26 protein-coding genes are annotated in these 26,348 nt (G+C 75.2%); 14 read left to right on the plus strand and 12 right to left on the minus strand.

The features are described 5' to 3' along the window. Positions 1–39: 39 nt before the first annotated feature. Together ABEB06_RS17540 and ABEB06_RS17545 are read right to left on the minus strand one after the other, a co-directional pair. On the minus strand, positions 40–576 hold the full coding sequence (locus tag ABEB06_RS17540; protein WP_345697801.1) for a hypothetical protein: 537 nt from the start codon (positions 574–576) through the stop codon (positions 40–42). Between the two features lie 32 nt (positions 577–608). Continuing rightward, on the minus strand, positions 609–980 hold the full coding sequence (locus ABEB06_RS17545; RefSeq protein ID WP_345697802.1) for a helix-turn-helix domain-containing protein: 372 nt from the start codon (positions 978–980) through the stop codon (positions 609–611). A 91-nt stretch (positions 981–1,071) separates the two neighbouring features. Here ABEB06_RS17545 and ABEB06_RS17550 point away from each other — a divergent pair, with 91 nt between their 5' ends. Together ABEB06_RS17550 and ABEB06_RS17555 are read left to right on the plus strand one after the other, a co-directional pair. After that, the gene (locus ABEB06_RS17550) at positions 1,072–1,707 is read left to right on the plus strand and encodes an HAD-IA family hydrolase (RefSeq protein ID WP_345697803.1); all 636 of its coding nucleotides are present in this window, start codon (positions 1,072–1,074) and stop codon (positions 1,705–1,707) included. A 43-nt stretch (positions 1,708–1,750) separates the two neighbouring features. Then, a complete protein-coding gene (locus ABEB06_RS17555; protein WP_345697804.1) occupies positions 1,751–2,593 on the plus strand; it encodes an alpha/beta fold hydrolase in 843 nt (280 codons plus the stop codon). A 199-nt stretch (positions 2,594–2,792) separates the two neighbouring features. Here ABEB06_RS17555 and ABEB06_RS17560 read toward each other — a convergent pair whose 3' ends face one another. Continuing rightward, positions 2,793–5,885 carry an SNF2-related protein gene (locus tag ABEB06_RS17560; protein WP_345697805.1) on the minus strand — a complete coding sequence of 1,031 codons (3,093 nt, stop codon included), beginning with the start codon at positions 5,883–5,885 and terminating at the stop codon, positions 2,793–2,795. A gap of 127 nt (positions 5,886–6,012) precedes the next feature. On the opposite strand from ABEB06_RS17560, the gene ABEB06_RS17565 reads away from it, so the two are divergent. Beyond that, positions 6,013–6,561: a DinB family protein gene (locus tag ABEB06_RS17565; protein ID WP_345697806.1), complete on the plus strand. Its 549-nt coding sequence runs from the start codon at positions 6,013–6,015 to the stop codon at positions 6,559–6,561. 123 nt (positions 6,562–6,684) lie between these two features. Then, entirely contained in the window at positions 6,685–7,299 is a 615-nt protein-coding gene (locus ABEB06_RS17570) for a YceI family protein (protein WP_345697807.1), read from the plus strand. Positions 7,300–7,505: 206 nt separating this feature from the next. On the opposite strand, the gene ABEB06_RS17575 is transcribed toward ABEB06_RS17570, so the two are convergent. Next, positions 7,506–8,468: a LysR family transcriptional regulator gene (locus ABEB06_RS17575; protein ID WP_345697808.1), complete on the minus strand. Its 963-nt coding sequence runs from the start codon at positions 8,466–8,468 to the stop codon at positions 7,506–7,508. A gap of 82 nt (positions 8,469–8,550) precedes the next feature. On the opposite strand from ABEB06_RS17575, the gene ABEB06_RS17580 reads away from it, so the two are divergent. Next, positions 8,551–9,030, plus strand: coding sequence for a macro domain-containing protein (locus ABEB06_RS17580; protein WP_345697809.1), 480 nt, complete (start codon positions 8,551–8,553; stop codon positions 9,028–9,030). A gap of 30 nt (positions 9,031–9,060) precedes the next feature. Here ABEB06_RS17580 and ABEB06_RS17585 read toward each other — a convergent pair whose 3' ends face one another. Further along, positions 9,061–9,585, minus strand: coding sequence for a GNAT family N-acetyltransferase (locus ABEB06_RS17585; protein WP_345697810.1), 525 nt, complete (start codon positions 9,583–9,585; stop codon positions 9,061–9,063). A gap of 100 nt (positions 9,586–9,685) precedes the next feature. Here ABEB06_RS17585 and ABEB06_RS17590 point away from each other — a divergent pair, with 100 nt between their 5' ends. The 3 genes from ABEB06_RS17590 (at position 9,686) to ABEB06_RS17600 (ending at position 11,669) form a co-directional block, all read left to right on the plus strand. Next, positions 9,686–10,090, plus strand: coding sequence for a hypothetical protein (locus tag ABEB06_RS17590; protein ID WP_345697811.1), 405 nt, complete (start codon positions 9,686–9,688; stop codon positions 10,088–10,090). A gap of 5 nt (positions 10,091–10,095) precedes the next feature. Beyond that, a complete protein-coding gene (locus ABEB06_RS17595; RefSeq protein WP_345697812.1) occupies positions 10,096–10,812 on the plus strand; it encodes a thiol-disulfide oxidoreductase DCC family protein in 717 nt (238 codons plus the stop codon). 86 nt (positions 10,813–10,898) lie between these two features. After that, positions 10,899–11,669, plus strand: a complete 771-nt coding sequence (locus ABEB06_RS17600) for a TetR/AcrR family transcriptional regulator (protein ID WP_345697813.1) — start codon at positions 10,899–10,901, stop codon at positions 11,667–11,669. Between the two features lie 23 nt (positions 11,670–11,692). Here ABEB06_RS17600 and ABEB06_RS17605 read toward each other — a convergent pair whose 3' ends face one another. Next, positions 11,693–12,973 carry a GNAT family N-acetyltransferase gene (locus tag ABEB06_RS17605; RefSeq protein ID WP_345697814.1) on the minus strand — a complete coding sequence of 427 codons (1,281 nt, stop codon included), beginning with the start codon at positions 12,971–12,973 and terminating at the stop codon, positions 11,693–11,695. A gap of 138 nt (positions 12,974–13,111) precedes the next feature. On the opposite strand from ABEB06_RS17605, the gene ABEB06_RS17610 reads away from it, so the two are divergent. Together ABEB06_RS17610 and ABEB06_RS17615 are read left to right on the plus strand one after the other, a co-directional pair. Continuing rightward, entirely contained in the window at positions 13,112–13,630 is a 519-nt protein-coding gene (locus ABEB06_RS17610; protein ID WP_345697815.1) for an SMI1/KNR4 family protein, read from the plus strand. A 50-nt stretch (positions 13,631–13,680) separates the two neighbouring features. Beyond that, positions 13,681–14,652 (plus strand): sigma-70 family RNA polymerase sigma factor, encoded by a 972-nt coding sequence (locus ABEB06_RS17615; RefSeq protein WP_345697816.1) that lies wholly within the window; start codon positions 13,681–13,683, stop codon positions 14,650–14,652. Here ABEB06_RS17615 and ABEB06_RS17620 read toward each other — a convergent pair. Continuing rightward, the gene (locus ABEB06_RS17620) at positions 14,623–14,913 is read right to left on the minus strand and encodes a hypothetical protein (protein ID WP_345697817.1); all 291 of its coding nucleotides are present in this window, start codon (positions 14,911–14,913) and stop codon (positions 14,623–14,625) included. The two genes, ABEB06_RS17615 and ABEB06_RS17620, sit on opposite strands and share 30 nt — an antisense overlap. Before the next feature lie 145 nt (positions 14,914–15,058). On the opposite strand from ABEB06_RS17620, the gene ABEB06_RS17625 reads away from it, so the two are divergent. The 3 genes from ABEB06_RS17625 to ABEB06_RS17635 are packed head-to-tail and all read left to right on the plus strand — an operon-like array spanning position 15,059 to position 16,658. Next, entirely contained in the window at positions 15,059–15,619 is a 561-nt protein-coding gene (locus tag ABEB06_RS17625) for a dihydrofolate reductase family protein (RefSeq protein ID WP_345697818.1), read from the plus strand. A gap of 29 nt (positions 15,620–15,648) precedes the next feature. Further along, the gene (locus ABEB06_RS17630) at positions 15,649–15,873 is read left to right on the plus strand and encodes a DUF4287 domain-containing protein (RefSeq protein ID WP_345697819.1); all 225 of its coding nucleotides are present in this window, start codon (positions 15,649–15,651) and stop codon (positions 15,871–15,873) included. Next, complete coding sequence (locus ABEB06_RS17635; protein ID WP_345697820.1) at positions 15,870–16,658, plus strand: alpha/beta fold hydrolase; 789 nt, start codon at positions 15,870–15,872, stop codon at positions 16,656–16,658. The genes ABEB06_RS17630 and ABEB06_RS17635 overlap by 4 nt, the downstream gene beginning before the upstream one ends. Before the next feature lie 17 nt (positions 16,659–16,675). Here ABEB06_RS17635 and ABEB06_RS17640 read toward each other — a convergent pair whose 3' ends face one another. The 3 genes from ABEB06_RS17640 to ABEB06_RS17650 form a co-directional block, all read right to left on the minus strand. Then, positions 16,676–17,908, minus strand: coding sequence for a C40 family peptidase (locus ABEB06_RS17640; RefSeq protein WP_345697821.1), 1,233 nt, complete (start codon positions 17,906–17,908; stop codon positions 16,676–16,678). Between the two features lie 328 nt (positions 17,909–18,236). Then, a complete protein-coding gene (locus ABEB06_RS17645) occupies positions 18,237–19,277 on the minus strand; it encodes a hypothetical protein (protein WP_345697822.1) in 1,041 nt (346 codons plus the stop codon). A 46-nt stretch (positions 19,278–19,323) separates the two neighbouring features. Beyond that, positions 19,324–21,003: a threonine/serine exporter family protein gene (locus ABEB06_RS17650; RefSeq protein WP_345697823.1), complete on the minus strand. Its 1,680-nt coding sequence runs from the start codon at positions 21,001–21,003 to the stop codon at positions 19,324–19,326. 115 nt (positions 21,004–21,118) lie between these two features. Between ABEB06_RS17650 and ABEB06_RS17655 the strand changes: the two genes are divergently transcribed. Further along, complete coding sequence (locus tag ABEB06_RS17655) at positions 21,119–22,060, plus strand: cation diffusion facilitator family transporter (RefSeq protein WP_345697824.1); 942 nt, start codon at positions 21,119–21,121, stop codon at positions 22,058–22,060. On the opposite strand, the gene ABEB06_RS17660 is transcribed toward ABEB06_RS17655, so the two are convergent. Next, positions 22,048–24,381, minus strand: a complete 2,334-nt coding sequence (locus tag ABEB06_RS17660; protein WP_345697825.1) for an ATP-binding protein — start codon at positions 24,379–24,381, stop codon at positions 22,048–22,050. The genes ABEB06_RS17655 and ABEB06_RS17660 overlap by 13 nt on opposite strands. Next, on the minus strand, positions 24,378–26,225 hold the full coding sequence (locus ABEB06_RS17665) for an ATP-binding protein (RefSeq protein ID WP_345697826.1): 1,848 nt from the start codon (positions 26,223–26,225) through the stop codon (positions 24,378–24,380). Before ABEB06_RS17665 ends, ABEB06_RS17660 begins: the two co-directional genes overlap by 4 nt. Positions 26,226–26,348: the final 123 nt, after the last annotated feature.

The following is a 26,348-nucleotide window of genomic DNA, read 5'->3' on the forward strand; positions in this document are numbered from 1 at the left end:
CCACCGTCCATCGTGGCACGCCCGGCCACCCGTCCGCGGCTACTCCTTCGGAGCGGCGGACTTCCGGGCCCGGGTGGTCTTCTTCGCGGCGGGCTTCTCGGCCGGAGCCCCGTCCACGGCCACGGCCTCGGCCTCGACCACCGGCTCGGCGTCCACCACGACCTCGGCCACCACGACCTCCGCGGCCGCCTCGGCGCCGCCGGTGGTCTTCTCCACCACGACCCGGCCGCGCACGGCCAGCTCGTCGTAGGCCTCCTTGGCCTTGACCGCGAACTCCAGCGCGCGGCCGACCTGCTGCATGGCGAACTCCTGCGCCTTCTCCTGCAGCACCTTGACGTCGGTGGGCAGGGTGCCGACCGACTCGGTCAGCTTCGCCTGCGCCTCGACGAGCTTGCTGCCCGCCTCCTGCAGCGCGGCGGCGGCCTTCTCCTGGGTGCCCTTGCGGTCGGCGGCCAGCGCCTCGACCCGGCCCGGCACTTCGCGCAGCTTCTCCACCGCGAGGTCGCCGGCGCCCGCCAGGGCGTACAGCGGGGTCGGGTCGCTGAGGGTCTTCTTGATGTCGTCGGTGATCGCCATGTCCGGTCCTCCCGGGTGTGTGGTGCGTTCGGTCAGCCGTCGCCGTCGGCTTCGCGCTCCTCGCGGTTCTCCTTGAGGAACGCCTCGTACACGGCGAGCAGCGCCTGCTTCTGCCGCTCGCCGATCTGCGGATCCGCCAGGATCGCGGCCCGCAGCCCGGGCCCCTCCTCCTGCCGCTCCTCCAGGATCCCGGCCTGCACGTACAGCGTCTCCGCCGAGATCCGCAGGGCCTTCGCGATCTGCTGCAGGATCTCCGCGCTCGGCTTGCGCAGCCCGCGCTCGATCTGGCTCAGGTAGGGGTTGGACACGCCGGCCGCCTCCGCGAGCTGCCGCAACGAGTACTGCGCGTTGCGCCGCTGCTCCCGGATGTACTCGCCCAGCGAGCCGACGTTGAGTGACCCCATGGCCACAGCATGCCCCGGCCTGCTTGCAATTGCAAGCAGGCCGCTAACTCCCGCAACCGCGCGGCGCCGGGCGGGCCGGTAGCGTGCCGGTATGACGGAGGACGGGGCGGGAGCGGGGCGGCCGGGGGCGCTGGTGTGCGACCTGGACGGGGTGCTGCGGCTGTGGGACGCGGAGGACATGGCGGCACTCGACCGGTCGTACGGCCTGGCGGCCGGGACGCTGGCCGGGGCCGCGTTCCGGGAGGAGCGGCTGGTGCCGGCGGTGACCGGGCGGGTCACGGACGAGGAGTGGCGCGCGGCGGTGGCGGCGGACCTGGCCGGACCGTGCGGCTCCGCCGAGCGGGCCCGCGAGCTGGTCGAGCGGTGGGGCCGGCAGCCGGCCCGGGTGGACGAGCGGGTGCTGGCGCTGCTGAACGCGGCCGCGCGGCGGATGCCGGTGGCGCTGCTGACCAACGCGACCACCCGGCTGGAGGCCGACCTCGCCGCGCTGGGCCTGGACGCGGCGCTGGCCGCGACCGTGGTGAGCACCGCCCGGATCGGCGTCGCCAAGCCCGACCCCCGCGCCTACCTGGCCGCCGCCGAGCGGCTCGGCGTCGTGCCCCGGCGGTGCCTGTTCGTCGACGACACCGCCGCCAACCTGCCCGGCGCCCGGGCGGTCGGGATGGCCGTCCACCACTACCGGCACGTCGACGGTCTGCGGGCGCTGCTGGAGCCGTCCACGGGGTGAAATCCGCGGCCCCGGCGGGAGGGCCCGTGCCACGATCGGCGCCATGCCGATCTTCACCTCGTACGACGGAACCGCGCTCTGGTACGACCTCTCCGGCGCCGGCCGCCCCCTGGTGGCACTGGCCGGCGGCCCGGGCGCGGACGCCCGCTACCTGGGCGACCTCGGCGGGCTGCCGGCCGACCGCACGGTGATCCGGCTGCACGCCCGGGCGACCGGCCGCTCGGCGGTGCCCGACGGCAGGGCCGGCTGCTCCTTCACCGAGCAGTGGCGGGACGTCGAGGCGCTCCGCGCCCACCTGGGTCTGGACGCGATCGACCTGCTGGGCCACTCCGCCGGTGCGCTGACCGCCCAGCGCTACGCCGCCGAGCTGCCCGCGCGGGTGCGCCGGCTGGCCCTGGTGACGCCGGTCGGCCGGTCGGCGCGGGAGCCGCAGGACGCCGAGCTGGCGGCGATCCGGGCGTCCCGGTCGGCGGAGCCGTGGTACCCGGACGCGGCGGCGGCCGACCGGGAGCTGCGGGCCGGCGGCGACGCGGCCGAACTCTCCGCCCGGATCACCCCGTTCTTCTGGGGCCGGTGGGACGAGCGGGCCCGCGCCGAGGCCTTCGACCCGGAGCTGGTGCCCGCGCGGCCGTGGATCCGCGAGGCGTTCTACGCCGGGGCGGGCGAGCCCGAGCCGGTGGGGGTTCCGGTGCTGGTGGTGGCGGGCGCGCTGGACGGGGTGATCGGCACCGTCCCGGCGCGGCTGGTCGCCGAGTGCCACCCGGACTCCCGGCTGGAGGTGCTGGCCGGTGCCGGGCACCGGCCGTGGGTGGACCGGCCGGAGGAGTTCCGGGCCCTGCTGGCCGGCTTCCTGGACGGCCCGGAGGCGGTCAGCGCCGACCGGTGAGATCGCGGTACGCGGGCGCCAGCAGGGCGGCGAGGTCCCGGCCGCGCACCGTGATGCCGGACGGGTCGGGCTCGGGCGCGGCGGGCGGGGCGTCGTCGCCCCCCCGCGTCGGCGCGCAGGGTGAACCCGCCCCGCCAGAAGTCCTCCAGGCAGTCGTCGAGCGGTCGGTCGCCGAGCGGCACGGCGTCGGGCACGGGTCTCACGCTCCGGACGGGTCGAGGGTGTCGGCGGAGAGGCTGAGCAGGTCGCGCAGCCGGTCGGCGGGCAGTTCGGTCAGCCACTGCTCGCCGGGGGTGACCACGGCGTGGGCCAAGGCGCGTTTGGCGTCGATGAGTTCGGCGATCCGCTCCTCGACCGTGCCGGTGCAGACCAGCCGCCGGACCTGTACGGTGCGGCGCTGGCCGATCCGGTGGGCGCGGTCGGTGGCCTGGTCCTCGACGGCCGGGTTCCACCAGCGGTCCAGGTGGATCACCTGGTTGGCGGCGGTCAGGTTGAGCCCCGTCCCGCCCGCCTTCAGCGAGAGCAGGAACACCCGTGGCCCGTCCGGCTGTTGGAAGCGCGCCACCAGCTCGTCCCGGCGCGCCTTGGGCACCGCGCCGTGCAGGTGCGACACCTCCTCCCCGAGCCGGCCGCGCAGGTACGGCACCAGCATCCGGCCGAACTCGGCGTACTGGGTGAAGACCAGCACCCGGTCGCCCTCGTCCAGCGCCTCGCGCAGCAGGTCGACCAGCCGCTCGACCTTGCCCGAGCGGCCCGCCAGCGCCGAGCCGTCGTGCAGCAGTTGGGCCGGGTGGTTGCACACCTGCTTGAGCCGGCCGATCGCCGCGAGGACCGCCCCCTTGCGCTCCACGCCGCGCAGCCCGCCCAGCCGCTGCAGCAGGTCGGCGACGACCGCCCGGTAGAGCCCGGCCTGCTCGGCGGTGAGGTCGCAGCGGACGGTGAACTCCTGCTTGGCGGGCAGGTCGTCGACGATCGCCGGGTCGCTCTTCAGCCGGCGCAGCACGAACGGGCGGGTGAGCCGGGCGAGCCGGGCCGCGGCCTCGGCGTTCCCGGACTGCTCGACCGGCACCGCGAACCGCTCCCGGAACGACTCCGCACTGCCGAACAGGCCGGGGTTGGCGAACTCCAGCACCGCGTGCAGCTCGGCGAGCCGGTTCTCCACCGGCGTGCCGGTGAGCGCGATCCGCGGCCCCGAGCGCAGCGAACGGATCGCCCGCGACTGCCGGGCCCCGAGGTTCTTGATGTGCTGCGCCTCGTCGGCGACGATCCGCCGCCAGCGGATCCGGCGCAGCGCGACCGCGTCCCGCTGCAGCACGCCGTAGGTGGTGACGACCAGGTCCGCCGAGGCGTCCGGGGCGCCGGCGCGGTCGGCGCCGTGGTGGACGTGCACCCGCAGGCCGGGCGTGAACCGGGCCGCCTCCCGCTGCCAGTTGCCGACCAGCGACATCGGGCAGACCAGCAGCGCCGGCCCGGTCGCGCCCCGCGCCTTCTCCACCGCCAGCAGCGCGAGGGTCTGGACGGTCTTGCCGAGGCCCATGTCGTCCGCCAGCACCGCGCCGAGACCGAGCCGGCCGAGACCGTCCAGCCAGGCCAGGCCGCGCTGCTGGTACGGCCGGAGGGTGCCGGTGAAGTCCCCCGGGAGGGCGGGCGGGCGGAGGTCGGGGAGCGGGCGGCCGGCGAGCAGGTCGCCGAGCGGGCCGTCGGCGTGGACGGTGACCACCGGGAAGCCGTCGACGGTCGCCGCGTCGTCCGCCGCGAGCCGGAACAGCTCGGCCGGTTCGAGCGGGTCGGTGCCGCGGTGGGCGAGGAAGCGGACGGCGGCGGCGATCTGCGCCGGATCCACCGCGACCCACCGGCCGCGCAGCCGGACCAGGCCCTGCTGGGCGGCGGCGAGCTCCTCCAGCTCCTGCTGGGTGAGCGTCAGTCCGCCGATCGCGAGCTGCCAGCGGAAGTCGAGGACGGCGTCCCGGTCGACCTGCGCGGTGCGCTTCACCGCGCCGGCGATCGCGGGGGTGGCCGTCAGCGCGAGGCCGAGCCGGGGGCGGCGCTGCCACCAGGAGGGCAGGAGCACGCCGAAACCCGCGCGGGCGAGCACGGGCGCGGTGTCGGTGAGGAAGTCGAGGGCGGCCGCGCGGTCGAGGTCGACGCCGGCGGGTCGGGTGCGGTGGAAGCCGTCCCGCAGGCCGGGGCGGAGCCCGGCGGCCCGGTCGAGTTCGGCGAGGAACGCCTCGGCGGCGTCGGGGACGGCACGGGCGAGCGCGGCGCGGCCGGGGCCGTCGGCCCACAGGTCGGCCGCCGGGACCACGAGCGAGGGCCGGTCGGCGGGGCGGACCAGCAGGTCGAGCCGCCAGACCTCGCCGGGCGCCGTCCCCTGCGGGTCCGCGCCGTCCGGGCCGAGCGGTTCGGACAGCCGGAAGTCCAGCCGGACGGGGCTCAACCGCCCCTCCGCCGCCGCCAGCCACCCGTCGAGCGCCTCGCCCAGCCCCCCGGCGGGCTCCCCGGCGAGCCGCCCGTCCCCCCGGAACAGCGCCCCGACCCACTCCTCGGCCCCGTCCGCACCCGCGGTGACGGGCGCGGGCACGGCGGTGCCGGCCAGGGCGGCGCGGGCCTCCTGGTCGACCAGGGCCTCCAGGACGGTGTCGAGGAGCTGGGTTCCGGTGCGTTCGGGGGCGCCGTGCTCGGCGCGGGCGATCGGGGGGCAGCCGGCGGCCAGGGCCGCGGCCTCGGCGCGGGTCGCGGGGTCGTGGACGGGACGCCACCGGGCGTACCGGCCCCCGGGCCCGCCGCGCAGGGCGGGGAGCACCCGCCCCTGTCCGACCAGTCGCCAGGCGAGGTCGTGGACGGCGGTCAGCCAGCGCAGCGAGGCGCCGTACGCGATCTCGACCTGCCGTCCGTCGGGGAGTTCGGCGGTGGCTCCGGCCCAGTGCGGGTCGAAGAGCGCGCCGAGCAGTTGGGTCGCGTGGGCGGGTTCGAGGAGCAGGCCGGGGATGCGCCAGGCGTCGAGGGCGAGGCCGGCCCTGGGGGGTGCGCCGATCGGCAGGTCGGGCGAGGGGACGGGCCGGCCGCCCAGGCCGGGCAGGCGCAGGCCGGTCCAGCGTTCGGCGGCCTGCTCGGCGAGCCAGCCGAGCCCGGGGCCGATCCCGGCGAGCAGGTCGGCGACGGCCGCGGCCCCGCACGCGTAGGGGTGGGCGGCGCCGGGGCCCGCGCCGCCACCGGAGGCGTGGAGTTCCGCGCTCTCCGCCCAGAGCGCGAGGCGGCCGTCGGCGCGCCAGATCGCGTGCAGGGCGTACATCCGGCGGGCCTCCGGGAGCGGGGACGAACGGGGATTCCCACCCTAGCCCCGCCCGATCGAGGACCGAATCTGTCCGCATGCCCCGATAGCGTCGGTCCTACCGAAACGGCGACGAGAGGACTGCACGATGCCTTCCCTGGTGAACGCGGAGACCGACGAGCGCGACGCCCTGCTCGCCTTCCTGGCGGCCCAGCGCGGCGGGCTGCGCCGCGCGGTGCTCGGCCTGTCCGAGGAGCAGGCGGCCGGCACCCCGACCGTGAGCAGCCTGTCCCTCGCGGTGCTGATCAAGCACGCGGCGCGCTGCGAGCGCTTCTGGATCACCGAGAACCTGCTGCAGCGGGGCGGCGGGGAGGAGTCGGCCTCGATGGAACGCTGGGCGGACGAGTACCGCCTGGTGGAGGGCGACACCCTGGCGGGCTGGCTGGCGGTGTACGAGCAGGTGGCGGCGGAGACCGAGAAGGCGGTCCGCGAGCTGCCGAGCCTGGAGGTGGACTTCCCGCTGCCGGTGGCGCCGTGGTTCCCGCCGAACAGCCGCCGGACGGCGCGCTGGGCGCTGCTGCACCTGATCCAGGAGACGGCGCGGCACGCGGGCCACGCGGACATCATCCGGGAGACGGTCGACGGCAAGGTGGCCTTCCAGCTGCTGGCCGAGGAGCAGGGCACCCCCTGGAACTGATCGCCCGATCGGGTGGACCTCGGGGCTCCTCGAACCAGGTGGTTGAAACTTGAACCAGAAAGGGTTACGGTGGAGCCAACAAGTTGAAGCCTAAACAACCGGCTTCGAACCCGAGGAGGAGCCATGGGATTCTTCAACCGCACCAACAAGTCCGACGCCCCCGCCGCTGCCGTCGCGGTCGCCGAGCCGAAGGCCGACCTGGCCCACGTGACCGGCGACTACGCGATCGACCAGGCGCACAGCAAGATCGGCTTCGCGGTCCGGCACGCGATGGTCACCAACGTGCGCGGCGAGTTCGCCGAGTACGAGGGCAAGCTCCACCTGGACGGCACGAACCCGGCCGCCTCCACCGCCGAGCTGGTGATCAAGGTCGCCTCGATCGACACCAACCAGGCCCAGCGCGACGAGCACCTGCGCACCAGCGACTTCTTCGAGGCGGACGCCTACCCGGAGATCACCTTCAAGTCCACCTCCGCCGAGCGGATCAACGGCGACACCTTCCGGATGCACGGTGACCTGACCATCAAGGGCACCACCCGCCCGGTCTCGCTGGACCTGGAGTTCACCGGCACCGCCACCGACCTGTACGGCGCCGACCGGGTCGGCTTCGAGGGCGGCACCACGGTCGACCGCACCGACTGGGGCCTGACCTACAACGCCGCGCTGGAGACCGGCGGCGTGCTGATCGGCGAGAAGGTCAAGCTGTCCTTCGACATCTCCGCGGTCAAGGCCGCCTGACCGCCCCCCGGCAGTACGCAGAGATCTCCCGGTACCGCCCCCGCCACTCCCCGGCGGGGGCGCCGCCGTTTCCCGGCGCGGCAGCGCGGCTTCCCAGGCGCGGCAGCGCGGCTTCCCAGGCGCGGCAGCGCGGCTTCCCAGGCGCGGCAGCGCGGCGTCCCAGGCGCGGCAGCGCGGCGTCCCCCGGCGCGGCGGCGAGGCTCCCCTCAGCGCAGCAGCGCGGCGTCCTCGGCCGGCAGCCAGCTGCCCGCCGGCCGCGCCAACCAGCCTTCGGCCGAGCCGAGGGCGCCGGCCGCCTCGCACAGCGCGGCGAGCGCGGGATGCCGGAACGCGGGCCGGTGGACCAGCCCGACCAGGGCCAGCGGCACCGGATCGACCAGCGGCCGGGTGACCGTGCCCTCGGGCGCCGGCCCGCCGACCGTGGTCAGCACCGGGTCGCCGTGCCGGACCACGTACCGGCCGAACTCCCCCTGCCCGACGGCCGGCGGCCGCCCCGGCGCGGCCGTCAGACCGTGCTCGGCGAGCAGGCGCAGACCCAGCGCGGTCCACTCGGTGGTCGCCGGGTTCCCGACGCAGACGTCCACCGGGTGGCCCGCCAGTGCGGCCACCGGCACCTGCGGCAGCCCCGCCAGCGGATGCCCGAGCGGCAGCACCACCGCCATCCGCTCCAGCCTGACGGGCAGGTGGGCGAGCTGCGCCCGCTCCGGGGCCGGCAGCCCGGCGAAGCGGCCGAACGAGACGTCCAGCCGGTGCGCGATCAACTCCCCCGCCGCGGCCGCCAGTCCGCCGTGGAAGCGGGCCAGCAGCTCGCACTCCGGGCGGGCCGCGCGGGCCGCCGCGAGCAGCCGGTCGGCGGTCAGGTCCGGGCCGCTCACCTCGCTGTTGAGGTCCACCAGCAGCGCCCGGGAGCCGTCCGGGACGGCGATCTCGTCGTGCAGCTCCAGGAAGCGCCGGGCCTTCGGCAGCAGTCGGTGGCCGGCCGCGGTCAGTGCCACGCTGCGCGTCGACCGGTCGAAGAGCCGCTCCCCCAGCGCCCGTTCGAGGCTCCGGACGTCCCGGCTGAGTGCCTGCTGAGCGGTGTGCAGCCGCTCGGCGGCCCGGCCGAAGTGCAGCGTCTCGGCGGTCGCGACGAAACCGCGCAGCAGGCGGGGGTGCAGGTCACGGGGCATGCGCGCCAGATTAACAACGCGGCTGCGTCAATGCCGCGAATATCCGGAGCGGCTGTCGGCACCGGATGCGAGCATGGCCGCCATGGGGGAGACGATCACGTACGTGCGCGGCGACGCCACCGCCCCGCAGGGCAAGGGCGTCAAGATCGTCGCCCACGTCTGCAACGACCTGGGCGGCTGGGGCAAGGGATTCGTGCTGGCCGTGTCGCGCCGGTGGCCGGAGCCCGAGGCGGCGTACCGGCGCTGGCACCGGGAGCGGGCGGGCAACGGCTTCGGGCTGGGCGCGGTGCAGCTGGTCCGGGTCGGGCCGCACCTGTGGGTGGCGAACCTGGTGGGCCAGCGCGGGATCCGCACCGGCCGGTCCAGCGGGGCGCCGGTGCGCTACGAGGCGATCGACACCGCGCTGGCGACCCTCGGCGGGCACGCGCTGCGCCTCGGCGCCTCCGTCCACATGCCGCGGATCGGCTGCGGCCTGGCCGGCGGGCGCTGGGAGCGGGTGGAGCCGCTGGTGACCGCCCGGCTCGGCGACCGGGGCGTGCCGGTCACGGTGTACGACCACTAGACCCTGCGCCCCCGGGCAGCCCATGGCCCCTCAGGTCGTCGCGGGCCAGAGGTACTCGTACTCGGGGAGCAGGTGGCCGCCGGGGAAGGCGGCGACCCGTTCGTCGGTGCGGACGCCGCCCTCGCGCTCGTAGAAGGCGACGGCGCGGACGTTGTCCCGCAGCACCTCCAGCCGCAGCGGGCGGCCGGCCGCCGCGGTGCGGTCGAGGGCGGCGCGCAGCAGCAGGGCGCCGATGCCGCCGCCGGTGCGGCCGGGGCGGACGTGCAGGTTGTCGAGCAGGACCCTGCCGTCCGGCTCGGGCACCAGGTAGGCGAAGCCGACCGGGGTGCCGTCGGGCTCCTCGGCGATCAGCAGCACGGGGGTGTCGGCGGGCGGCCCGTAGTCGGCGGTGAGCCGGATCTCCCAGATCGCCAGGCGTTCGCCCGCGAGGCCGTCGCCGAGCGCCTCGGCGGGGACGATCCCTTCGTACGCGGTGCGCCAGCTGTCGGCGTGGAGGGTGGCGACGGCGGCGGCGTCGGCCGGCCCTCCGGTGCGGACCACGATCGGGGAATCCATGGGAGGAGCCTCCCACACCCGCATACTTGAACGCGTTCAAAAGACCCTCTACAGTCATCCCCGTCGAGCTTTTGAACACGTTCGAAACGGAGTGGTCCCGATGGACTGCACAGTCGTCAGCTATGCCGCCTACCTGCCGATCGCCACCGGCGTGACGGTCTGGGTGGCCCGCACCCTCAGCCGCAACGGCCGGCTCTTCCTCTCCGACGTCTTCGCCGGGGACGAGCGGCTGGCCGACGCCGTCAACCACCTCCTGGTGGTCGGCTTCTACTTGATCAACCTCGGCTTCGTCGCCCTGTGGATGCGCAACGACGAGACCGTCGACAGCACCGCGGGCATCTTCAACGCCCTCTCGTACAAGCTCGGCACCGTGCTCCTGCTGCTCGGCGTGATGCACCTCGGCAACGTGTACGTGCTCAACCGGATCCGCCGCCGGGGCGCGCTGGAGCGCCAGCAGCGGCCGCCGGTCGCGCCGCAGGGCTGGGTCAAGCCCGCCGAGGCGTGAGCCCGGTGACCACCACCGCATCCGCGGCGCCGGCGACACGGCCGGCGCCGGTCGGCCGGCTGACCGTGCTGCACGACCCGGGCTGCCTGCTCTGCCGGCACCTCACCGCGTGGCTGCGCGGACAGGCGCAGCTGGTGCCGCTGGAGTTCGTCGCGGTGAACTCCGCCGAGGCGCACCGGCTCTTCCCCGGCCTCGACCACGACGCCTCGCTCGGCGAGATCACCGTGGTCGGCGACACCGGCGAGGTCTGGCGCGGGGCGCCCGCCTTCGTGGTCTGCCTCTGGGCGCTGGCCGAGCACCGGCCGCTGGCCCATCGGCTCTCGACCCCGGCCGGTCTGCCGCTGGCCCGGGCGGCGGCCTTCGCCGCCAGCAAGTACCGGCAGGCCACCGGCGCGGGCCGGGCGCCGGCACTGGGTGTACAGGGGTCACCCAGTGCCGTGCAGCCCGGGCCGTCACCGGCCGCGATCCCGTACGCCGGGGGGCGTCACGGCATCGCGGCCCCGGATCCCGCGAACCCGTACGGCGCTCCGCCCGCCGGGGGGCCGGGCGCGGGGGGCCCGCACACCGGCGGCCCGTACGGCAACGGCCCGTACGGCGGGGGCCCGCACACCGGCGGCCCGTACGGCGGGGGGCCGTACACGGCGGGACCGTACGACCCGGCGGCGTACGGGGTGCCGCCGGAGCCCGGGTGCGGTGACGGCAGCTGCTCGGTGTCGCCCTAGTGCACCGGCGCAGGGCCACCGCGCAGCGCACCGCCCCGGGCCGGGGGGACCGGCCCGGGGCGGCGGCCCGGGTAGGCTCGACCACCGTGGAGGAGCCGAACCAGAGCGACCGCGTCACCGACGGCAGGGTCGAGAGCGCGCCCGAGCTTCCCGGCGGGCGGGCACTGCCCAAGACGGACAAGAGCGAGCAGACCCGCGCCCTGATCCTGGAGACCGCGATGCGGCTGTTCCAGGAGCGCGGGTACGAGAAGACCACGATGCGGGCCATCGCCACCGAGGCGGGGATCTCGGTCGGCAACGCGTACTACTACTTCGCCGGAAAAGAGTTCCTGATCCAGGGGTTCTACGACCGGATGACGTACGAGCACGCGGCGGACGCCAGGCGGCGGATGGCGCACACCCGGGACTTCGCCCAGCGCCTGGAGATCGCGCTGGAGTCGTGGCTGGACACCGCGGCGCCGTACCACGAGTTCGCGGCCCAGTTCTTCCGGACGGCCGCCGACCCGACCAGCTCGCTCAGCCCGTTCTCCAACGAGTCGCACCCGGCCCGGGCCACCGCGGTGGCCCTCTTCCGGGAGGTGCTGGCCGGCTCGGAGCTGGCGCCCAAGCTGGACGCCGAGCTGGTCGAGCTGCTGCCGGACGTGCTGTGGCTGCACCTGATGATCGTGGTGCTCTACTGGGTGTTCGACCGCACGCCGGACACCGAGCGGACCCGGGAGTTCGTCCGCCGCTCCACGCCGATGGCGGCCCGGGTCATCAACCTCTCCCGCTACAAGGTGTTCCGGCCGATCGTCCGGGACGCCAAGGGCCTGATCCAGGACTTCATCCTGCCGACCATCGGCAGGACCGCGAAGTAGCGGGCACCGCCCCGGGTCACGGATCAGAAGCCGTCGGGGTTCCAGCCGGCGGTCGGGGTGCGCAGCAGCAGGTCGGCGGTGGCGGCGGCGCCGGGGCGGTGCTCGGTGAGCAGGCCCGCGGCCAGCAGCCGGGTCGCGGACTCGGCGCCGAGGTAGAGGCTGCCGACCCGGCCGATGTCCAGGGTGAGGTCCGCCGGGTCGTCGGTGCGGGTGCAGCGGCCGGTGCCGTCGGCGGCGGTCTCCAGCGCCCAGCGGCCGGCCGTCCAGCCCTCCGGGTCGGTGACCTGGAGGACCAGGCGGCCGGGTGCGGCGTAGCTGCGGGCGGCCAGCGCGGCGGGCAGGTCGAGCAGCCGCAGCCAGAGGAAGTCGCAGCTCTCCTCGTGCGGCTTGGCGCCGCGCGGGTCGTTCAGCAGGAGCGGCAGCGGGTCGTCCGGGGAGAGGTTGCCGACCGCGACGTGCCGCACCCAGTCGACGGAGAAGGCGAACCTCCACAGCGCGTTGGCGGTCGGCCGGTCGAGGGCGAGGAAGTCGTTGACGGTGAGGGTGCAGTTGGGGAACGCGCCGTCCCAGGTGTCGTCGACGGAGTACCAGATCAGGCCGGTGACCACGCCGTCGGCGTCCCGGTGGGCCGCGTAGAAGCCCTCTTTCCAGTCGTAGCCGGGGAGGGTGACCTCGCCGGTGTGCAGCTTCCACCAGGCGGGGCTGCGGGTGATCGCGCCGGGCTGGGTGAGCCGCCAGCGGTCGTGCAGCTCGGGGCCGAGCTTGCGGAGCTCCTCCAGCGAGAGGAAGTCGACCCGGCCGCCCTCGGGCACGGGCAGGTCGGCGCGCAGGCCGCCGGAGCGCAGCAGGTCGATGCGCAGGCCGTGGGCGCGGGTCGCCGGGCCGTAGCCGAAGCGGCCGTAGATGTTGTACTCGGCGGCGATCAGGATCGCGGCGAGGCTGCCGCGCTCCCGGGCGGCGGCCAGGTCCTGGCGCATCATGCCGGAGAGCAGGCCGCGGCGGCGGTGGGTGGAGTTGACGGTGACGGCGGTGACCGCGTCCACCGGGAGGGTGCCGTTGCCGGGGACGGTCAGCTCGGCGTCGAAGCTGCGGAAAGTGGCCACGCAGCGGTCGCCGTCGGCCCGGTCGAAGGCGGCGAGGAACCGGCCGGGCTCGAAGGTCAGCCGCCGGAACTCGGTGCCGTCGGCGATGTGCGGCCGCAGGAAGCCCCGCGCGATCGCCCGGTCCCAGACCGGGATCTCCTCCTCGGTGATGGCGCGGATCTCGATGTCCTGGCCGGGGCGGCCGTGTGCGTCGTTGCCCATCCCGTCACGGTACGTCGGGCCCGGTGCGCGGGCATCCGGTTTTCCGCCGGGTCCGATCGGCGTCGCGGAGCACCTCCGGGAGCGGCCCCCGGCGTCGGGGAGGCCCCGGTTGTCGGTGCCGGCCGCTAGCGTGCGCGCATGACCTCCGAGCACGACCGCAGCTTCCCGCCCGCGCTGGCCGCCGCGCTGGCGGTGCCGTTCGACGAGCGGGAGGGGGTCGAGTTCGAGCCGTTCCCGGAGTTCCTGCCGGCCGGGCGGACCACCGAGTGGTTCCGGGCGTGGACGGGCGACGCGGCGGCGAGCGGCGACGACTTCCTGGTCCTCGGGCAGGACGGCACCGGCGGGTACGCGGCGTTCTGGCTGGTCCGCGTCGGTGTGCCGGTGGCCGAGCAGCCGCTGGTCTTCCTCGGCTCCGAGGGAGGGGCGGCGGTGCTGGCCCGCGACCTGGGCGAGTTCCTGTGGCTGCTGGCCGCGGGCTTCGGCCCGCGGGAGGCTGCGGCGCACGGGCCCGACTGGGCGGCGGTGCCGGACCGGGCGCTGACCGAGGTCGCGGAGCGGTTCGCGCCGGGCGCCCGGCGGCCGGCCGCCGAGGTGCTGGCCCGGGCGGCGGCGGAGTTCCCGGACTTCGAGGAGGCGCTGATGGAGTTCTGCCAGTGACACTGCGGGGCGACGAGGCTGCGAAGTAGGGTGACAGAGTGCCAGTGATCATGGATTCCGATGCCGTCGTCGAGCGGCTCGAGCCGTTCCGGCGGGAGCTCACCGCGTACTGCTACCGGATGCTCGGCTCGGCCTTCGAGGCCGAGGACGCGGTGCAGGAGACGCTGGTCCGGGCCTGGTCGAAGTACGCCGGTTTCGAGGGGCGTTCGGCGTTGCGGACGTGGCTGTACCGGATCGCGACCAACGTCTGCCTGGACATGGCGCCGGCCGCGCAGCGGCGGGCCCGGCCGATGGACCTGACCTCGCCGGTCGCGGCGCACGCGCCGGACCTGACCCAGCTGGAGGAGAACATCTGGGTCGGGCCGGTGCCCGACGGCCGGGTGCTGGCCGGGGATCCGGCCGAGGTCGCGGTCGGCCGGGAGACGATCCGGCTGGCGTTCGTGACGGCCCTGCAGAAGCTGCCGGCGAAGCAGCGGGCGGTCCTGGTGCTGCGCGAGGTGCTGGCCTGGTCGGCGGCGGAGACCGCCGAGCTGCTGGACACCAGCGTGGCGTCGGTCAACAGCGCGCTGCAGCGCGCCCGGGCGACCCTCGCCGAGGGCGGCGGCGTCCCGGCGAGCGACACCTACCGGCCGTTGGACGAGACGCAGCAGGCCCTGCTGGCCCGGTACGTGCAGGCCTTCGAGGCGTTCGACGTCGACGGCCTGAAGAAGCTCCTGCACGAGGACGCGGTGCTCAACATGCCGCCGTACCAGATGTGGGTGCAGGGCGTGGTGGAGCTCGGCGCGTGGTGGCTGGGCGCGGGCTGCGGCTGCCGCGGCTCGCGGCTGCTGCCGGTGGAGGCGAACGGCTCGCCCGCGTTCGCGCAGTACCGGCCGGCCGAGGACGGGAACGGCTGGACGCCGTGGGGCATCACCGTGCTGGAGATCACCGACGGCCGGATCGCCACCATGACCAACCACATGGACACCGACCGGCTGTTCCCGCTGTGGGAGCTACCGATGCGGCTGCCCGCCGGCAGCTGACGGTTCGTCGTCCGCGAGCACGCCGTCCAGGCCGGTCAGCGCCAGCAGCAGTCGCAGGCGCGGGCCGGCCCCGCGCAGGACGAGTCCGGCGCCGGCCCTCCGGGCGGCCAGGCGCAGCCGGGCCAGCCGGTCGAGGTCGGCGGGCCCGGGCGCGGTCAGCCGCCCGACCTCGCAGACCACGAGCCGGACGTCCGGCCGGTCGGCGAGCAGGTCGGCCAGCTCCTCGGGTGCCGGCGGCGCCGGGAAAAGCAGTCTCTCCACACCTATGGGGACTGCTCGGCGGCGCCGTTCTCATCGGTCGCGAAAAGATCTTGGAACTTCTTCGCCGCGGAGCGATGAGTCCCGCGGCCGGCCCCCGTCTGACCGGGTGAGAGCACTTCACACCCGCTGATCCAGGGAGCACCCCATGCGCAAGATCACCGCCGGTCTGTTCATCGCCGCCGACGGCGTCGTCGAGAGCCCGGAGCAGTGGCACTTCCCCTACTTCAACGACGAGATGGGGGCGGCCGTCGGGGCCCAGCTCGGCGCGGCCGACACCGTGCTGCTCGGCCGCGTCACCTACGACGGCTTCGCCGCCGCCTGGCCCGGCCGGGAGGACGCGGGCGGCGAGGACGCGCCGATGGCGAAGGCGCTCGGCGACGCCCGCAAGGTCGTCGTCTCCCGCTCCGACCTGGCGTTCGCCTGGCGCAACTCCGAGCAGCTGAAGGGCGACCTGGTCGAGGGCGTCACCGCGCTGAAGCAGGAGGAGGGCGGGCCGATCGGGATGTCCGGCTCGATCTCCGTGGTGCGCGCGCTGCTCGCCGCCGGCCTGATCGACGAGCTGCACCTGTTCGTCCACCCGATCGCGGTCGGCAAGGGCCTGCGCCTGTTCGACGGGCACGCCGAGCCGATCCGGCTGAAGCTGCTGGAGAACACCGTCTTCTCCACCGGCGTGCTGCACACCGTCTACGGCCCGGCCGACAACTGACCTCCCGAACGACCTTCCAGGAGACCGAGATGACCACCCCCGTCAAGGGCCCCGCCAGCTACTTCCCGTCGATCGAGAAGAAGTACGGCCGTCCGATCGCCGAGTGGCAGGAGCTGATCCGCTCCTCGCCGCTGACCAAGCACATGGAGCTGGTCGGCTGGCTGAAGACCGAGCACGGCCTGGGCCACGGCCACGCCAACGCCCTGGTCGCCCACACCCTCGCCGAGCAGACCTCCCGGAAGGACGCGTCATGACCGCCGTCGTCTCCGCCGACGGGACGACCGTCGCCCGCACCGTGACCGGCAGCGGCCCGGCCGTCGTCCTGGTCGACGGCGCGCTCTGCCACCGGGCCTTCGGGCCCGCCCAGGGCCTGGCCGCGCAGCTCGCCGCCCACCACACCGTCCACACCTACGACCGGCGCGGGCGCGGGGAGAGCGGCGACACCGCGCCGTACGCGGTGGAGCGGGAGATCGAGGACCTGGCCGCGGTGATCGCCGCCGCGGGCGGCACGGCGGCCGTGTACGGCATCTCCTCCGGCGCCGCCCTCGCCCTGCGGGCCGCCGAGCGCGGTCTCGGCATCACCCGGCTCGCGGTGTACGAGCCCCCGTTCGCCACCGAGGACGGGCAGCGCGAGCGCTTCACCGGGTACGCGGCGGGCCTGGCCGCCGACCTGGCCGAGGGCCGGCCCGGGGACGCGGTCGCCCGGTTCATGGCCTTCGTCGGCGCGCCGGAGCCCGTGGTGGAGCAGATGCGCAGCTCACCGGCGTGGCCCGCGTTCGAGGCGGTGGCGCCCACCCTCGCGTACGACGCCGCCGTGCTCGACGCGCCCGCCGGCGCGGGCGTCCCGATGGCGGCGCTCGCCGGACTCGCTGTGCCGGTCCTGGTGCTGGCCGGCGGGGCCAGCCCGGAGCTGTTGCAGGCCCCGGCCCGGGCGGTGGCGGCCGTCCCCGGCGCCGAGTACCTGGCCCTGCCGGAGCAGACCCACGACGTGGCACCCGAGGCACTCGCGCCGGAGCTGCTGAAGTTCTTCGCCGGCTGAGTCCGCCGCCGGAGGGGCTACGGCCGGGCGTAGAAGTCCGGCCGGCCCATGATCCAGAGGCTGGCCTGCTTGATCGCGGTGCCCGGCCGCGGGGCTTCGATCATCTGGTCGTCGCCGATGTAGATGCCGACGTGGTAGATGTCCGCGGCCCGGCCGGTCTTGGTCCAGAACACCAGGTCGCCGGGCCGGAGCTGGGCGTACGACACCGGCGTGGACTCGGCGTACTGGTCCGCCGCGAAGTGGGTGAGGTTCTTGCCGCCCCGGCGCCACGCCATCATCGTCAGGCCCGAGCAGTCGTAGCCCTCCGGGCCCTCCCCGCCCCAGATGTACGGCAGGCCGATCTTGGAGCGGGCGAACGCGATCGCGGCCGCCGCGCCGTCCGCCGACCAGGCGCTCTCCGGGGTCGGGTTCGGGCGCGCCGCCCACTGGGCGGCCGCCGCCGCGGCGGCGGCCCGCGCCGCCTCCTCCGCCTCCCGGGCGGCGATCGCCTCCAGCGCCTCGCGGCGCCGGCGCTCCAGGTCGACGGTGGTGTTGCGGGCCGCCGCGAGCTCGACGAGCAACTGCTCGCGGCGTTGGCCGATGGCGGCGACCTGCGCCTGCTGGGCGGCCAGCCGCGCCTCGGCCTGCTCCTTCGCGGCCCGGACCGCCTCGGCGGCCCGGCCCGCCGCGTCCTCCGCGGCGCGGGCGGCGTCCCGGGCGCGGGTCGCCTCGGCGGCGGTGGACGTGGCGTCGTCCAGGATCTGCCGGGTCCGGGCACCGGTCACGCCGATCGCCGCCGTCCGGTCGCTCAGCGCGCCGGGGCCGCCGGCGCCGAGCAGCGCGTTGATCGCCGACAGCTCCGGGGAGCCGCCCTGCCGGTACACCTCGGCGAGCAGCCCCGCCGCCCGGTCCGCCGCCTCCACCCGCGCCGCCTCGGCCGCGGTGGCCCGGCCCGCCGCCGCCTCCGCCTCCGCCTTGGCCCGGACCAGCCGGGCCTGGGCCCCGTTGTACGCCTCGACCGCCTGCTCGGCGGTCCGGCCCGCCTCCTCCAGCTCCGCCTGGGCCGCGGTCAGCCGGGCCTCGATCGCCCCGACGTCGCCGGCCTTGGCGTCCGCCTCGGCCTGCGCCCGGGCGATGTCCTCGGCGGACGGGTACGGATCGTCGGCCGGCGAGGCCGGCCGGGCCGGTGCCGGAGCCGCGGCGGCGGCGGGCAGCAGCCCGAGCACGCCGGCGACGGCCAGGAGCAGGGTCGGCAGGAATCTGCGGGCCACGGTCGGCACCTCATTTCGCCGGTCTGACGATCAGCCAAATATCCCATCACGTGACAATTCAGTCACTCGACGTAATATTCTCAGACCTGACGATTCCTCACCGCTATCGCCATACGCCCGCCCGGGTGAGATGTCCGATTGTCAGCTCCGCCTACGGATCTCCCGGTACCGCTGCTCGACGTCCGCCCTCCGCCCGGACACCGTTCCGCTCCACCGGGCCGGCTCGTCCCTGGGCAGCAGCCGGCGGAGCCGTTCGCCGGTCGTGCCCGACAGGTCCCCTTGCAGCACCATGTCGCTTCCCCCCCCTAGGATCGGGTGGGGGCGAACGTCAGCGGCGGGGCTGGGGGTGCGGGAGGCGGGGGTGGCGGTACGGGGTGTGGGGTTCGGGGCGGGCGGGGGCGGGGCGGACGGCGTAGGTGCGGTGGCGGCCGGCCCGGACGGTGCGACGGCGGCGCCGGGCCTGGTCCTGGCGGGCCGGGTCGACCGGGACGGAGCCGGCCTCGGTGCGGCGGTCGGCGAGCCGGGCGTGCCGGCGGGCGAGGGCGCGGGCGGCGTGCGCGTCGAGGTGGGCGGTGGCGCGGGCGGCGATCCGCTCGGCGGCCCGGTGGGTGGCGGTGTGGTGGGCGGGGACCTTGTCGGGTGCGCCCGCGATCAGGTCGAAGAGCCAGGTGCGGGCGCGTTCGGCGCGGGCGTGCAGCAGCCGCTCCCGCCGGACGGCGCGGCGCATCGCCCGCGGCCGCTTCGCGTACCGCCACCGCGCCCACGGGCTGCCGGGCCGGGCGAGCCGGATCGCGCCGATCCAGGAGATGCCGGGGACCATGATGCCGAGCAGGCCGGTCCACATCTTGCCCTTGAGCAGGGCGACGATCGCGGCGAGCGCGTTGACGGAGATGACCGAGATCAGGCCCCACCGGGTGTCCTGGCCGGGGACGACGCCGAGCGGGACGTACCCGATGAGCAGCAGGGCGGTGACCAGGATGCCGAGGATGACGGCGTCCACGGACTTGCGGCCCTGTTCGCCCCAGTAGACGTCGTCGAGGTGCAGGATCAGCGCGAACTCGTCGAGCACCAGGCCGCAGCCGATGCCGAAGGCGAGTCCGAACCAGTCGATCCACGGGTGGCCGCCGTTGGTGGCGAAGACGCCGATGCCGCCGAGCAGCAGGAAGCCCAGGCCGAAGACCATGTGGTGGATGTGCAGGCCGCCGGGGGTGATGTTGCCGGGCCACCAGCGGACCTTTGCGCGGATCATCCGCACGCTGAACCGGATCATGACGAACGAGCAGATGAACCCGGTCAGCAGCAGGAAGAGCGGTTGCTTGTGCGCGGCCACGATGTGGCTCCGGTAGCCGTCCAGCAGTGCACTGATCATGGGTGGTGCCTTCGTTCGTCGAACCGTCCCGTCTGCTAACGCCGGGTCAGAACCCGCGGGTGCGTTTGGCCGCCCGGCGCGGGACGAGCAGGTGGGGCGCGAGGCGCTCGGTCGCGCCGGGGCTCTTGAGGAACAGCCGGGCCACTTCGCCTCCCAGGTTCACGCCGATGGCCAGCGCCATCGCCAGCGCGGCGGCCCGGGTGACCGAGACCAGTCCGGCGCTGGGGTGGCCCTGGGCGAAGGCGAGCATGCCGAGGTAGAGCGCCGAGCCGGGCATCAGCGGTCCGATCGCGGCGGTCACGTACGGCAGCGCGCTGGCGTAGCGGTAGCGCGCCATCAGCTGGCCGGACAGGCCGACCAGGCCGGCCGCCACGCCGGTGGCCACGATCGGGGAGATCCGGGCGTTGTTGGTCAGCACGCCGTACGTGGACCAGCCGATCGCGGTGTTCAGCACGACCATCGGCAGCGTCCGCCGGTCGGTCTGCAGCAGCATCGCGAAGGCGGCGGACAGCAGTATCGCGGCGACCAGCTGCACCGGCGGGTCGGCCTGGCCGCCCAGGCTCTCGTCCGGTCGGAGCTCGGCGTTGTAGTTGACGCCCAGGTAGAGCACCAGCATGACGCCGATGACGATGCCGGCGATGAGGTACATGACTTCCAGCAGCCGGGCGGCGGCGGTGATGTAGAAGCCGGTCAGGCCGTCCTGGACGGCGGCCACCAGCGCCCGGCCGGGCAGCAGCGCGAAGAGCCCGCCGGTGATCACCACCGAGCCGCGCAGGTGCAGGTCGTTGAAGGAGAGCAGGATGCCGAGCAGCGCGGCGGGCATCGCGGCGATCACGAACTGGTAGAACTCCGGCAGGCCGCGCCGCGCGATCATCGATGCCAGGCGGTCGCCCGCCACCGCGGCGACGAACGCGTTGGCGAACACCAGCCACGCCTTGGTGTCGGTCTGCCCGCCGACCAGGAAGGTCGCCGCCCCCGCCAGCAGACCGGTGGCCAGCGCGAGCCCCCACGCCGGGTAGGGGTGCCGGTTGCGGCGGATCTCCGCGAGCCGCCGGTACCCGTCGTTGACGCTGACCCGCTCCTCGGTGATGTCCGCGACGAGCCGGTGGACGGCGGCCAGCCGGGTGTAGTCGGAGGTGCGCCGGCGCACCACGCGGTCGGCGGTGACCGGGGCGTCGATCAGCGACGGCTGGTGCGAGATGGAGATCAGCGTGAAGGTGACCTGCGGCTCGCAGTGGTCGAGCCGGTAGGCGTGCGCGATGCCGAGCATCGCCGCCTCCACGTCCTCCGCCGCCTCGCCGCTGGCCAGCAGCAGCTCGCCGATGCGCAGCGACAGGTCGAGGATCCGCGGGATGTTCTTCGCCGCCGACGGGTGCAGCTCGCGCGCGGTCCGTTCGAACGCGGGGCGCTCGACCATCGGCGTGCGCAGCAGGGTGCGCATCCGGTCGGGCCACGGCGCGTCGCCGGGTGCGCCGGGCTGCAGCGGGGGCACGGCGGTGCCGGTCGGCGGGGTGTAGCCGGCCGCCCGCCACTCCTCCGGGGTCAGGGTGTCCTGGCCGAGCCCGCCGGTGGGGCGGGGCCGCTCCGGCGGCTCCTCGGTCGGCGCGGGTACCAGCAGGCCCCCGGTCGTCGGCGGTTCGGGCGCCAGCGGCACGGGGGTCGGCTTCTCCACCGGCGGCACGTCGGGCCCGAGCAGCCCCTCGGTCGGTCGGCCCCGCTTTCGCACTCCGCTGTCCCCTCGGCTCCGTCGGTCGTCGGCTCCCACCTTGCCTGATCGAACGTACGAGTGCACAGGTGCCGCACGCTCATGATCCGCATGAAATCGGACATACTCTCCCACTATGGGTGAGGAGAACACAGGGAACGAAGAGAGCGTCACCACCGTCGTGGTGGCCGGGGCCTGCAACCTCGGCATCGCCGCCGCGAAGGCCCTGGCGGGTCTCGTCAGCGGGTCCAGCGCGATGCTCTCCGAGGCGGCGCACTCCTTCGCCGACACCGTCACCGAGCTGCTGCTCTTCGCCTCGCTCAAGCGCGGGGAGCGGCCCGCCGACGCGGCCCACCCGTTCGGCCACGGGCGGGAGCGCTACCTGTGGGCGCTGATCGCCTCGGTCGCGACCTTCGTCGGCGGCGCGGTGTTCTCGGTGTACGACGGCGTCCACACCCTGACCCACGGGGAGGAGCTGGGCGACCCGGCGCTCTCGTACGTGATCCTGGGCGTCGCCTTCGTCCTGGAGGGCGTGTCGCTGGCGCGGACGGTCCGTCAGCTGGAGGCGGAGACCGCCCGGCTCGGCGTCGGCCGCCTCCGCTTCCTGCGGCACACGGCCGACACCGCGCTGAAGGCCGTCTTCCTGGAGGACTGCGCCGCCCTGGTCGGCCTGCTGCTGGCGTTCGGCGGCCTGCTCGGCTCCCAGCTCAGCGGGTCCGGGGCGTGGGACGGCACCGCGTCGGTCCTGATCGGCCTGCTGCTGGCCTGGGTCGCGTACGTCCTCGCCCGGGACAACGTCTCGCTGCTGCTCGGCCGGGCCCTGCCCGGGCCCCTGGAGGAGAGGCTGGTCGCGGTCCTCCGCGACCAGCCCCACGTGGTCGAGGTGCTCGACCTCGCCACCAGCGTCTTCGGCCCCGACGACATCCTCGTCGCGGCCAAGGTCGACTTCGCCGACCTGGCCACGGCCGCCGAGGTCGAGCAGGCCTGCGACACCGCCGAGCTCGCGCTGCGCAAGGCCTTCCCGGCGGTCACCAAGGTCTACCTCGACCCGACCCCGTCCAGGGCTCAGAGCTCGTAGCGCTCCGCGATCCCCCGGTGCCGGGCGAGGTCGGCTCCGGCCGCCTCGGCCAGGTCGAGCCAGGCGAGCGGGTGGCGCCAGGGTGCGGTGAGGCGGGTGAGCAGGGCGTCCGCGTCCGCCGCCGAGGCGGTGGGCGGGACGCCGACCGCCGCGTAGACGCCGGGCAGGGTGCCGCCCGAGGGGTCGGTGATCTCGTACTGGTCGCCGCTGTAGGCCCACAGGCCGTAGCCCGCGTCGTGGAGGGCGCCGCGCAGGGCGACCCACGCGTCGTCGCCGGGCCAGGCACCGTCGATCCAGTACGTGGTGTACCCGGCGGGGTCGAGCAGGGTGAGCAGCTCGAACACCGGCCGCCACTCCTGCTCCTCGCCCTCGGCGGGCGGGTCGTTGAGCACGGCGGGCCCGAACACCACGGTGTCCCGGTGGTTGAGCGGCAGCTCGTCGCCGAGGACGGGCAGCACCCGCGCGGTGGCCGGCCCGGTGCGCAGCGCGGGCAGCTCCGCGGTCGTGCCGTTGGTCCGGGTGGCGCGCAGGGTGACGAGCTGCCACTCCTCCTCGACCGGCCCGCCGTCCGCGTCGAACTCGATGCCCAGCCGCGCGCCGGTGGACCGGACGGCCGCCCAGTCCCGGTTGGCGGTGGCGACGGTGATCAGGTGCCAGAGGTCGGGCTCCTGCACCCGGCGGTGGGCCTGCTCGGGGTCCTCGTCGCCGGCCGGCAGGGCGTGCGCCAACAGGTCCTCGTAGAGCCGCTGCGCCTCGGCCCAGTCGCCCCGGTGGGTGGCGGCGGTCGCGGCGAGCCGGCGGGTGTTGACGGCGTCGGGCTCGTGCACCAGCACGGCGGCGCAGTGCTCGCCGACCTCCGCCCAGCGGCCCTCGGACGCGGCCCACCGGGCCAGCAGCCAGCTGCCGTCCGCGGGGCTCCCGGCCGCCAGCCGGGCGGCGAGCTTCCGGACGCCCTCCTCGTCCGAGGCGTCGATCAGGACGGATCCGAGCATCCCGACCAGGTACTCGTGGCCCGGGTCGATCTCGATCTGGGCCCAGAGCAGGTCGGCGACCGCGCGGGCGTGTCCGAGCGCGCCCAGCGCGCCGGCGAGGTTGGCGACCAGCACCGAGTCCGGCTCGCCGTCACCGGCGGCGAGCGCCGCGGCGATCAGGTCGGCGCCGGTCTCCGGGTCCGGGGTGTGCTCGGCGAGCCATCCGGCGAGCTCGTCCGGGGCGACCGGCAGTTCGGGCCGGGGCAGGGCGAGCGCGGCGGCCCGCAGCGCGGCCAGGTCCTCGGTGACGCCGTCGGTCCGGCGCAGCGAGCCGAGCTTGCGCTCACCAGTGGCGGCCAGGGTCAGTGCCACCTCGCGCGCCCCGCGGGCGACGGCGAGCCGGCCGGCGATCAGCAGCAGGTCGACGCAGGGCCGGTGCGAGCCGGCGGCGTCCAGGTAGCCGACCCAGCGGGCGAGCCGGGCGCCCAGCGCCGAGTCGTTCGGGTACCGGTCCGCGGCGGCGAGCAGTTCGACCGCCTGGGTCCAGCGGTGCCGGACGTCGGCGTACTGCTCGGCCTGCTCGGCGTCGGGCAGCAGCTCCAGGGCCTGCTCGTGGCGGCCGAGCCGGGCGAGGTTGAGGGCGCGTCCGACGGCGAGCTTGCGCCGGTCGTCGTCGTCCAGTTGGTTGCGGGCGGAGACGTAGGCGAGTTCGGCGGCGTCGTAGGCGGCGAGGGCGTCCTGGTAGCGGCCGAGCCTGCCGAGCGCGGAGGCGCGGGAGTGCCCGAAGGCGAGCGAGACGTGCTCGCCGGCGGCCTGGATGCGGGCCTGGGCGCGGTCGAGGTGGGTCAGTGCCTCCTCGGCGCGCCCGTCGTCCTCCAGGGTGTCGGCGTACTCGCGGGAGAGGCAGTCGAAGCAGGCCCGGGCGGGTTCGACCCGCTCCAGGGTTTCCTCCAGGACGGCGAGCCGCTCGGCGACGTAGCCGGGGCCGTCGATGTTGGCGTGGCAGATGGTGAAGTCCTGCACGGCGCAGACGGACTGCGGGCAGGAGGCGGTCTCCTCGCGGTGCGCGAACTCGAGCAGGGACACCGCCTCGGCCATCGCGGCCTCGCCCTGGTGGCGCTTGTTGAGCAGGTTCTGCAGCCGCCAGTGGCGCAGGAAGACCTCGACCCAGGGCAGGCCGAGGGCCCGCGCGGAGGCGAGCGCCTCGGGGTACATGGCGTCGAGCTGCTCGTTGCGGCCCTCGACGGCGTGTCCGGCGATCTCGACGACGGCGGTGGCGAGCCGGTGCTGCCCCGATTCGGCGAGCTGGCGGTGGGTGTCCTGGACCCAGGCCCAGATGTCGGTGGTCACGAGTGGTCTCCAAGGTCCTGGGAGAGGTCGGCGGTGAGCGCGGCGACCGCGGTGGACACGCCGCCCAGGGCGGCGCCGAGGTCGCCCGCCGAGGAGCCGGACGCGGCCGCCATGATCACCTTGAGCGAGCGGAGCAGCCCGGCGGCGGTGGCGGCGCCGGTGCGCCCGGCCCGGTAGGCGGTGAGCAGGTCCTCGACGGCGGGCGAGGCGAGGTTGAGGTAGAGGCGGGCCTTGACGGTCCCGTCGGTGCGGGCGGTGAAGGCGCGGGCGAGGCGCAGCGCGGCGGACGGGATCCGGGCGTCGGCCTGGTCGTCCTCGATCCGGGCCTTGAGCTCGGCCTCCCGGTCCGGCACCAGGACCAGCGGCAGGCCGGGCGGGTCGAAGCGGGCGGGGACGAGCTCCTCGCCCTCGTCGGCGAGGGCGGCGGCGAGCCAGCCGCGCTCCTCGGCGGGCAGCGGCGCGGCGGGTTCGCGGAACAGCTCCCGGTTGCCGCTCTCGCTGCCGAGCTCGACGATCCGGCAGTCGCGCAGCTGGGCGTAGCGGCGCAGGAAGGGCAGGACGGCGTACCGGTCGCCGCGGGCGATCGGCACCTGCATGGCGCGGTAGAGCATCTCCTCGAAGCCGCCGCCGCTGCCGAGCGCGACGTGCACCGCGCCGGAGCCGGCCGCGCGCAGCGCGCCGGCGGTCAGGTCGCCCTGCGAGGTGGGCACCGGGACGTCGTCGGCGAGCAGGGTGAACAGCCGGTCGTCGCAGAGCGCGGCGCCGAGCAGGTCCTGGCCGTGCCGGGTGAGGATCCGCCGCCAGGCGTTGGGGTGCAGCCGGGCGGTCTCGTAGAGGCCGTCGACGACGGCGTCGGCGAGGGCCCGCTGGAGCGCGCGGTAGTGCTCGTCGCGCTGCAGGTCCTCGCGGCTGGCGGTGGGGGTGAGCCGGCTGGACTCGATCACGCCGCCGATGAACCCGGCCCAGCTGGGCAGCAGGTCGCGGGCGTCGTCGGCGAGCAGCATGCCGCGCAGGTAGACGGCGAGATCGCGGTTGTCGGTGGAGCCGTAGGTGCCGCCGTCCTGCACCCAGAGCAGGCCGACGGCGTCGGTCCGGTCCTCGGCGGGGGTGACGGGGAAGGCGGTGAGCGGTTCGAAGCTGCGGGCGAAGGCGTTCGCGAAGCGCATCCGGTGGAGGTGCGGCGAGCCGGGCAGGTCCTGCCGCCAGGGCACCGGGACGTCGTTGACCGGCTGCTCGTCGGTGCCGACGTACACCGGGATCGGCAGCAGCACGCAGTACCGGCGGAGGACCTCGCGCAGCGCCTCCTCGTCGGCGAGGTGGGCGTGCTCGGGCTTGAGGGTCAGTTCGACGACGGTGCCGGGGCCGGGCCGGGGCGCGACGGGTTCGACGCCGTAGCGCTCGCCGCCGCGGCTGCGGTAGCGGTGGGCGAGGTGCGGTTCGCGGTGCGAGGCGGTGGTGACGGTGACCTCGTCGGCGACCGAGAAGGCGGAGAGGAAGCCGAGGCCGAAGGCGCCGATCAGGTCCTGGTCGCCGGTCAGGTCGCGCAGCATCCGGGTGTAGCCGGTGCCGACGGTGGCCAGGTAGGCGTGGATCTCCGGCTCGGTGAGGCCGGCGCCGGTGTCCTCGATCGCCACGGTCCGGGCGGCCGGGTCGCCGCTGACCCGGATCAGCGGCCGGTACGGGGTGTCGGGGTCCTCCAGCCGGCGCCGGGTGTGCGAGTCGTGGGCGTTCTGGACCAGTTCGCGCAGGGCGACCAGCGGGGTGGAGTAGAGGTGGGTGGCCAGCACGCCCACCAGGCCGCCGAGGTCCACCTCCGTCGTGCGCAGCTTCTCGGCTTCAGACATGAGGCCACAGTGTGCCAGTACGACTATCTGTCGACCAGCGATTTCCGATTCGCGGCCAATTCCGGGTTTATTCCGAACGGGTGACACCTTCGAGCGAACCGACCCGGGACGGGCTGGAAGTCA

It is taken from the genome of Kitasatospora terrestris (assembly GCF_039542905.1).
GTDB lineage: Bacteria > Actinomycetota > Actinomycetes > Streptomycetales > Streptomycetaceae > Kitasatospora > Kitasatospora terrestris.

Excerpts from the sequence above, each read along its gene's own strand:
- ABEB06_RS17540 (WP_345697801.1), bottom strand. The coding sequence starts at position 576 with ATGGCGATCACCGACGACATCAAGAAGACCCTCAGCGACCCGACCCCG.
- ABEB06_RS17545 (WP_345697802.1), bottom strand. The coding sequence starts at position 980 with ATGGGGTCACTCAACGTCGGCTCGCTGGGCGAGTACATCCGGGAGCAG.
- ABEB06_RS17550 (WP_345697803.1), top strand. The coding sequence starts at position 1,072 with ATGACGGAGGACGGGGCGGGAGCGGGGCGGCCGGGGGCGCTGGTGTGC.
- ABEB06_RS17555 (WP_345697804.1), top strand. The coding sequence starts at position 1,751 with ATGCCGATCTTCACCTCGTACGACGGAACCGCGCTCTGGTACGACCTC.
- ABEB06_RS17560 (WP_345697805.1), bottom strand. The coding sequence starts at position 5,885 with ATGTACGCCCTGCACGCGATCTGGCGCGCCGACGGCCGCCTCGCGCTC.
- ABEB06_RS17565 (WP_345697806.1), top strand. The coding sequence starts at position 6,013 with ATGCCTTCCCTGGTGAACGCGGAGACCGACGAGCGCGACGCCCTGCTC.
- ABEB06_RS17570 (WP_345697807.1), top strand. The coding sequence starts at position 6,685 with ATGGGATTCTTCAACCGCACCAACAAGTCCGACGCCCCCGCCGCTGCC.
- ABEB06_RS17575 (WP_345697808.1), bottom strand. The coding sequence starts at position 8,468 with ATGCCCCGTGACCTGCACCCCCGCCTGCTGCGCGGTTTCGTCGCGACC.
- ABEB06_RS17580 (WP_345697809.1), top strand. The coding sequence starts at position 8,551 with ATGGGGGAGACGATCACGTACGTGCGCGGCGACGCCACCGCCCCGCAG.
- ABEB06_RS17585 (WP_345697810.1), bottom strand. The coding sequence starts at position 9,585 with ATGGATTCCCCGATCGTGGTCCGCACCGGAGGGCCGGCCGACGCCGCC.
- ABEB06_RS17590 (WP_345697811.1), top strand. The coding sequence starts at position 9,686 with ATGGACTGCACAGTCGTCAGCTATGCCGCCTACCTGCCGATCGCCACC.
- ABEB06_RS17605 (WP_345697814.1), bottom strand. The coding sequence starts at position 12,973 with ATGGGCAACGACGCACACGGCCGCCCCGGCCAGGACATCGAGATCCGC.
- ABEB06_RS17610 (WP_345697815.1), top strand. The coding sequence starts at position 13,112 with ATGACCTCCGAGCACGACCGCAGCTTCCCGCCCGCGCTGGCCGCCGCG.
- ABEB06_RS17615 (WP_345697816.1), top strand. The coding sequence starts at position 13,681 with ATGGATTCCGATGCCGTCGTCGAGCGGCTCGAGCCGTTCCGGCGGGAG.
- ABEB06_RS17625 (WP_345697818.1), top strand. The coding sequence starts at position 15,059 with ATGCGCAAGATCACCGCCGGTCTGTTCATCGCCGCCGACGGCGTCGTC.
- ABEB06_RS17630 (WP_345697819.1), top strand. The coding sequence starts at position 15,649 with ATGACCACCCCCGTCAAGGGCCCCGCCAGCTACTTCCCGTCGATCGAG.
- ABEB06_RS17635 (WP_345697820.1), top strand. The coding sequence starts at position 15,870 with ATGACCGCCGTCGTCTCCGCCGACGGGACGACCGTCGCCCGCACCGTG.
- ABEB06_RS17645 (WP_345697822.1), bottom strand. The coding sequence starts at position 19,277 with ATGATCAGTGCACTGCTGGACGGCTACCGGAGCCACATCGTGGCCGCG.
- ABEB06_RS17655 (WP_345697824.1), top strand. The coding sequence starts at position 21,119 with ATGGGTGAGGAGAACACAGGGAACGAAGAGAGCGTCACCACCGTCGTG.
- ABEB06_RS17665 (WP_345697826.1), bottom strand. The coding sequence starts at position 26,225 with ATGTCTGAAGCCGAGAAGCTGCGCACGACGGAGGTGGACCTCGGCGGC.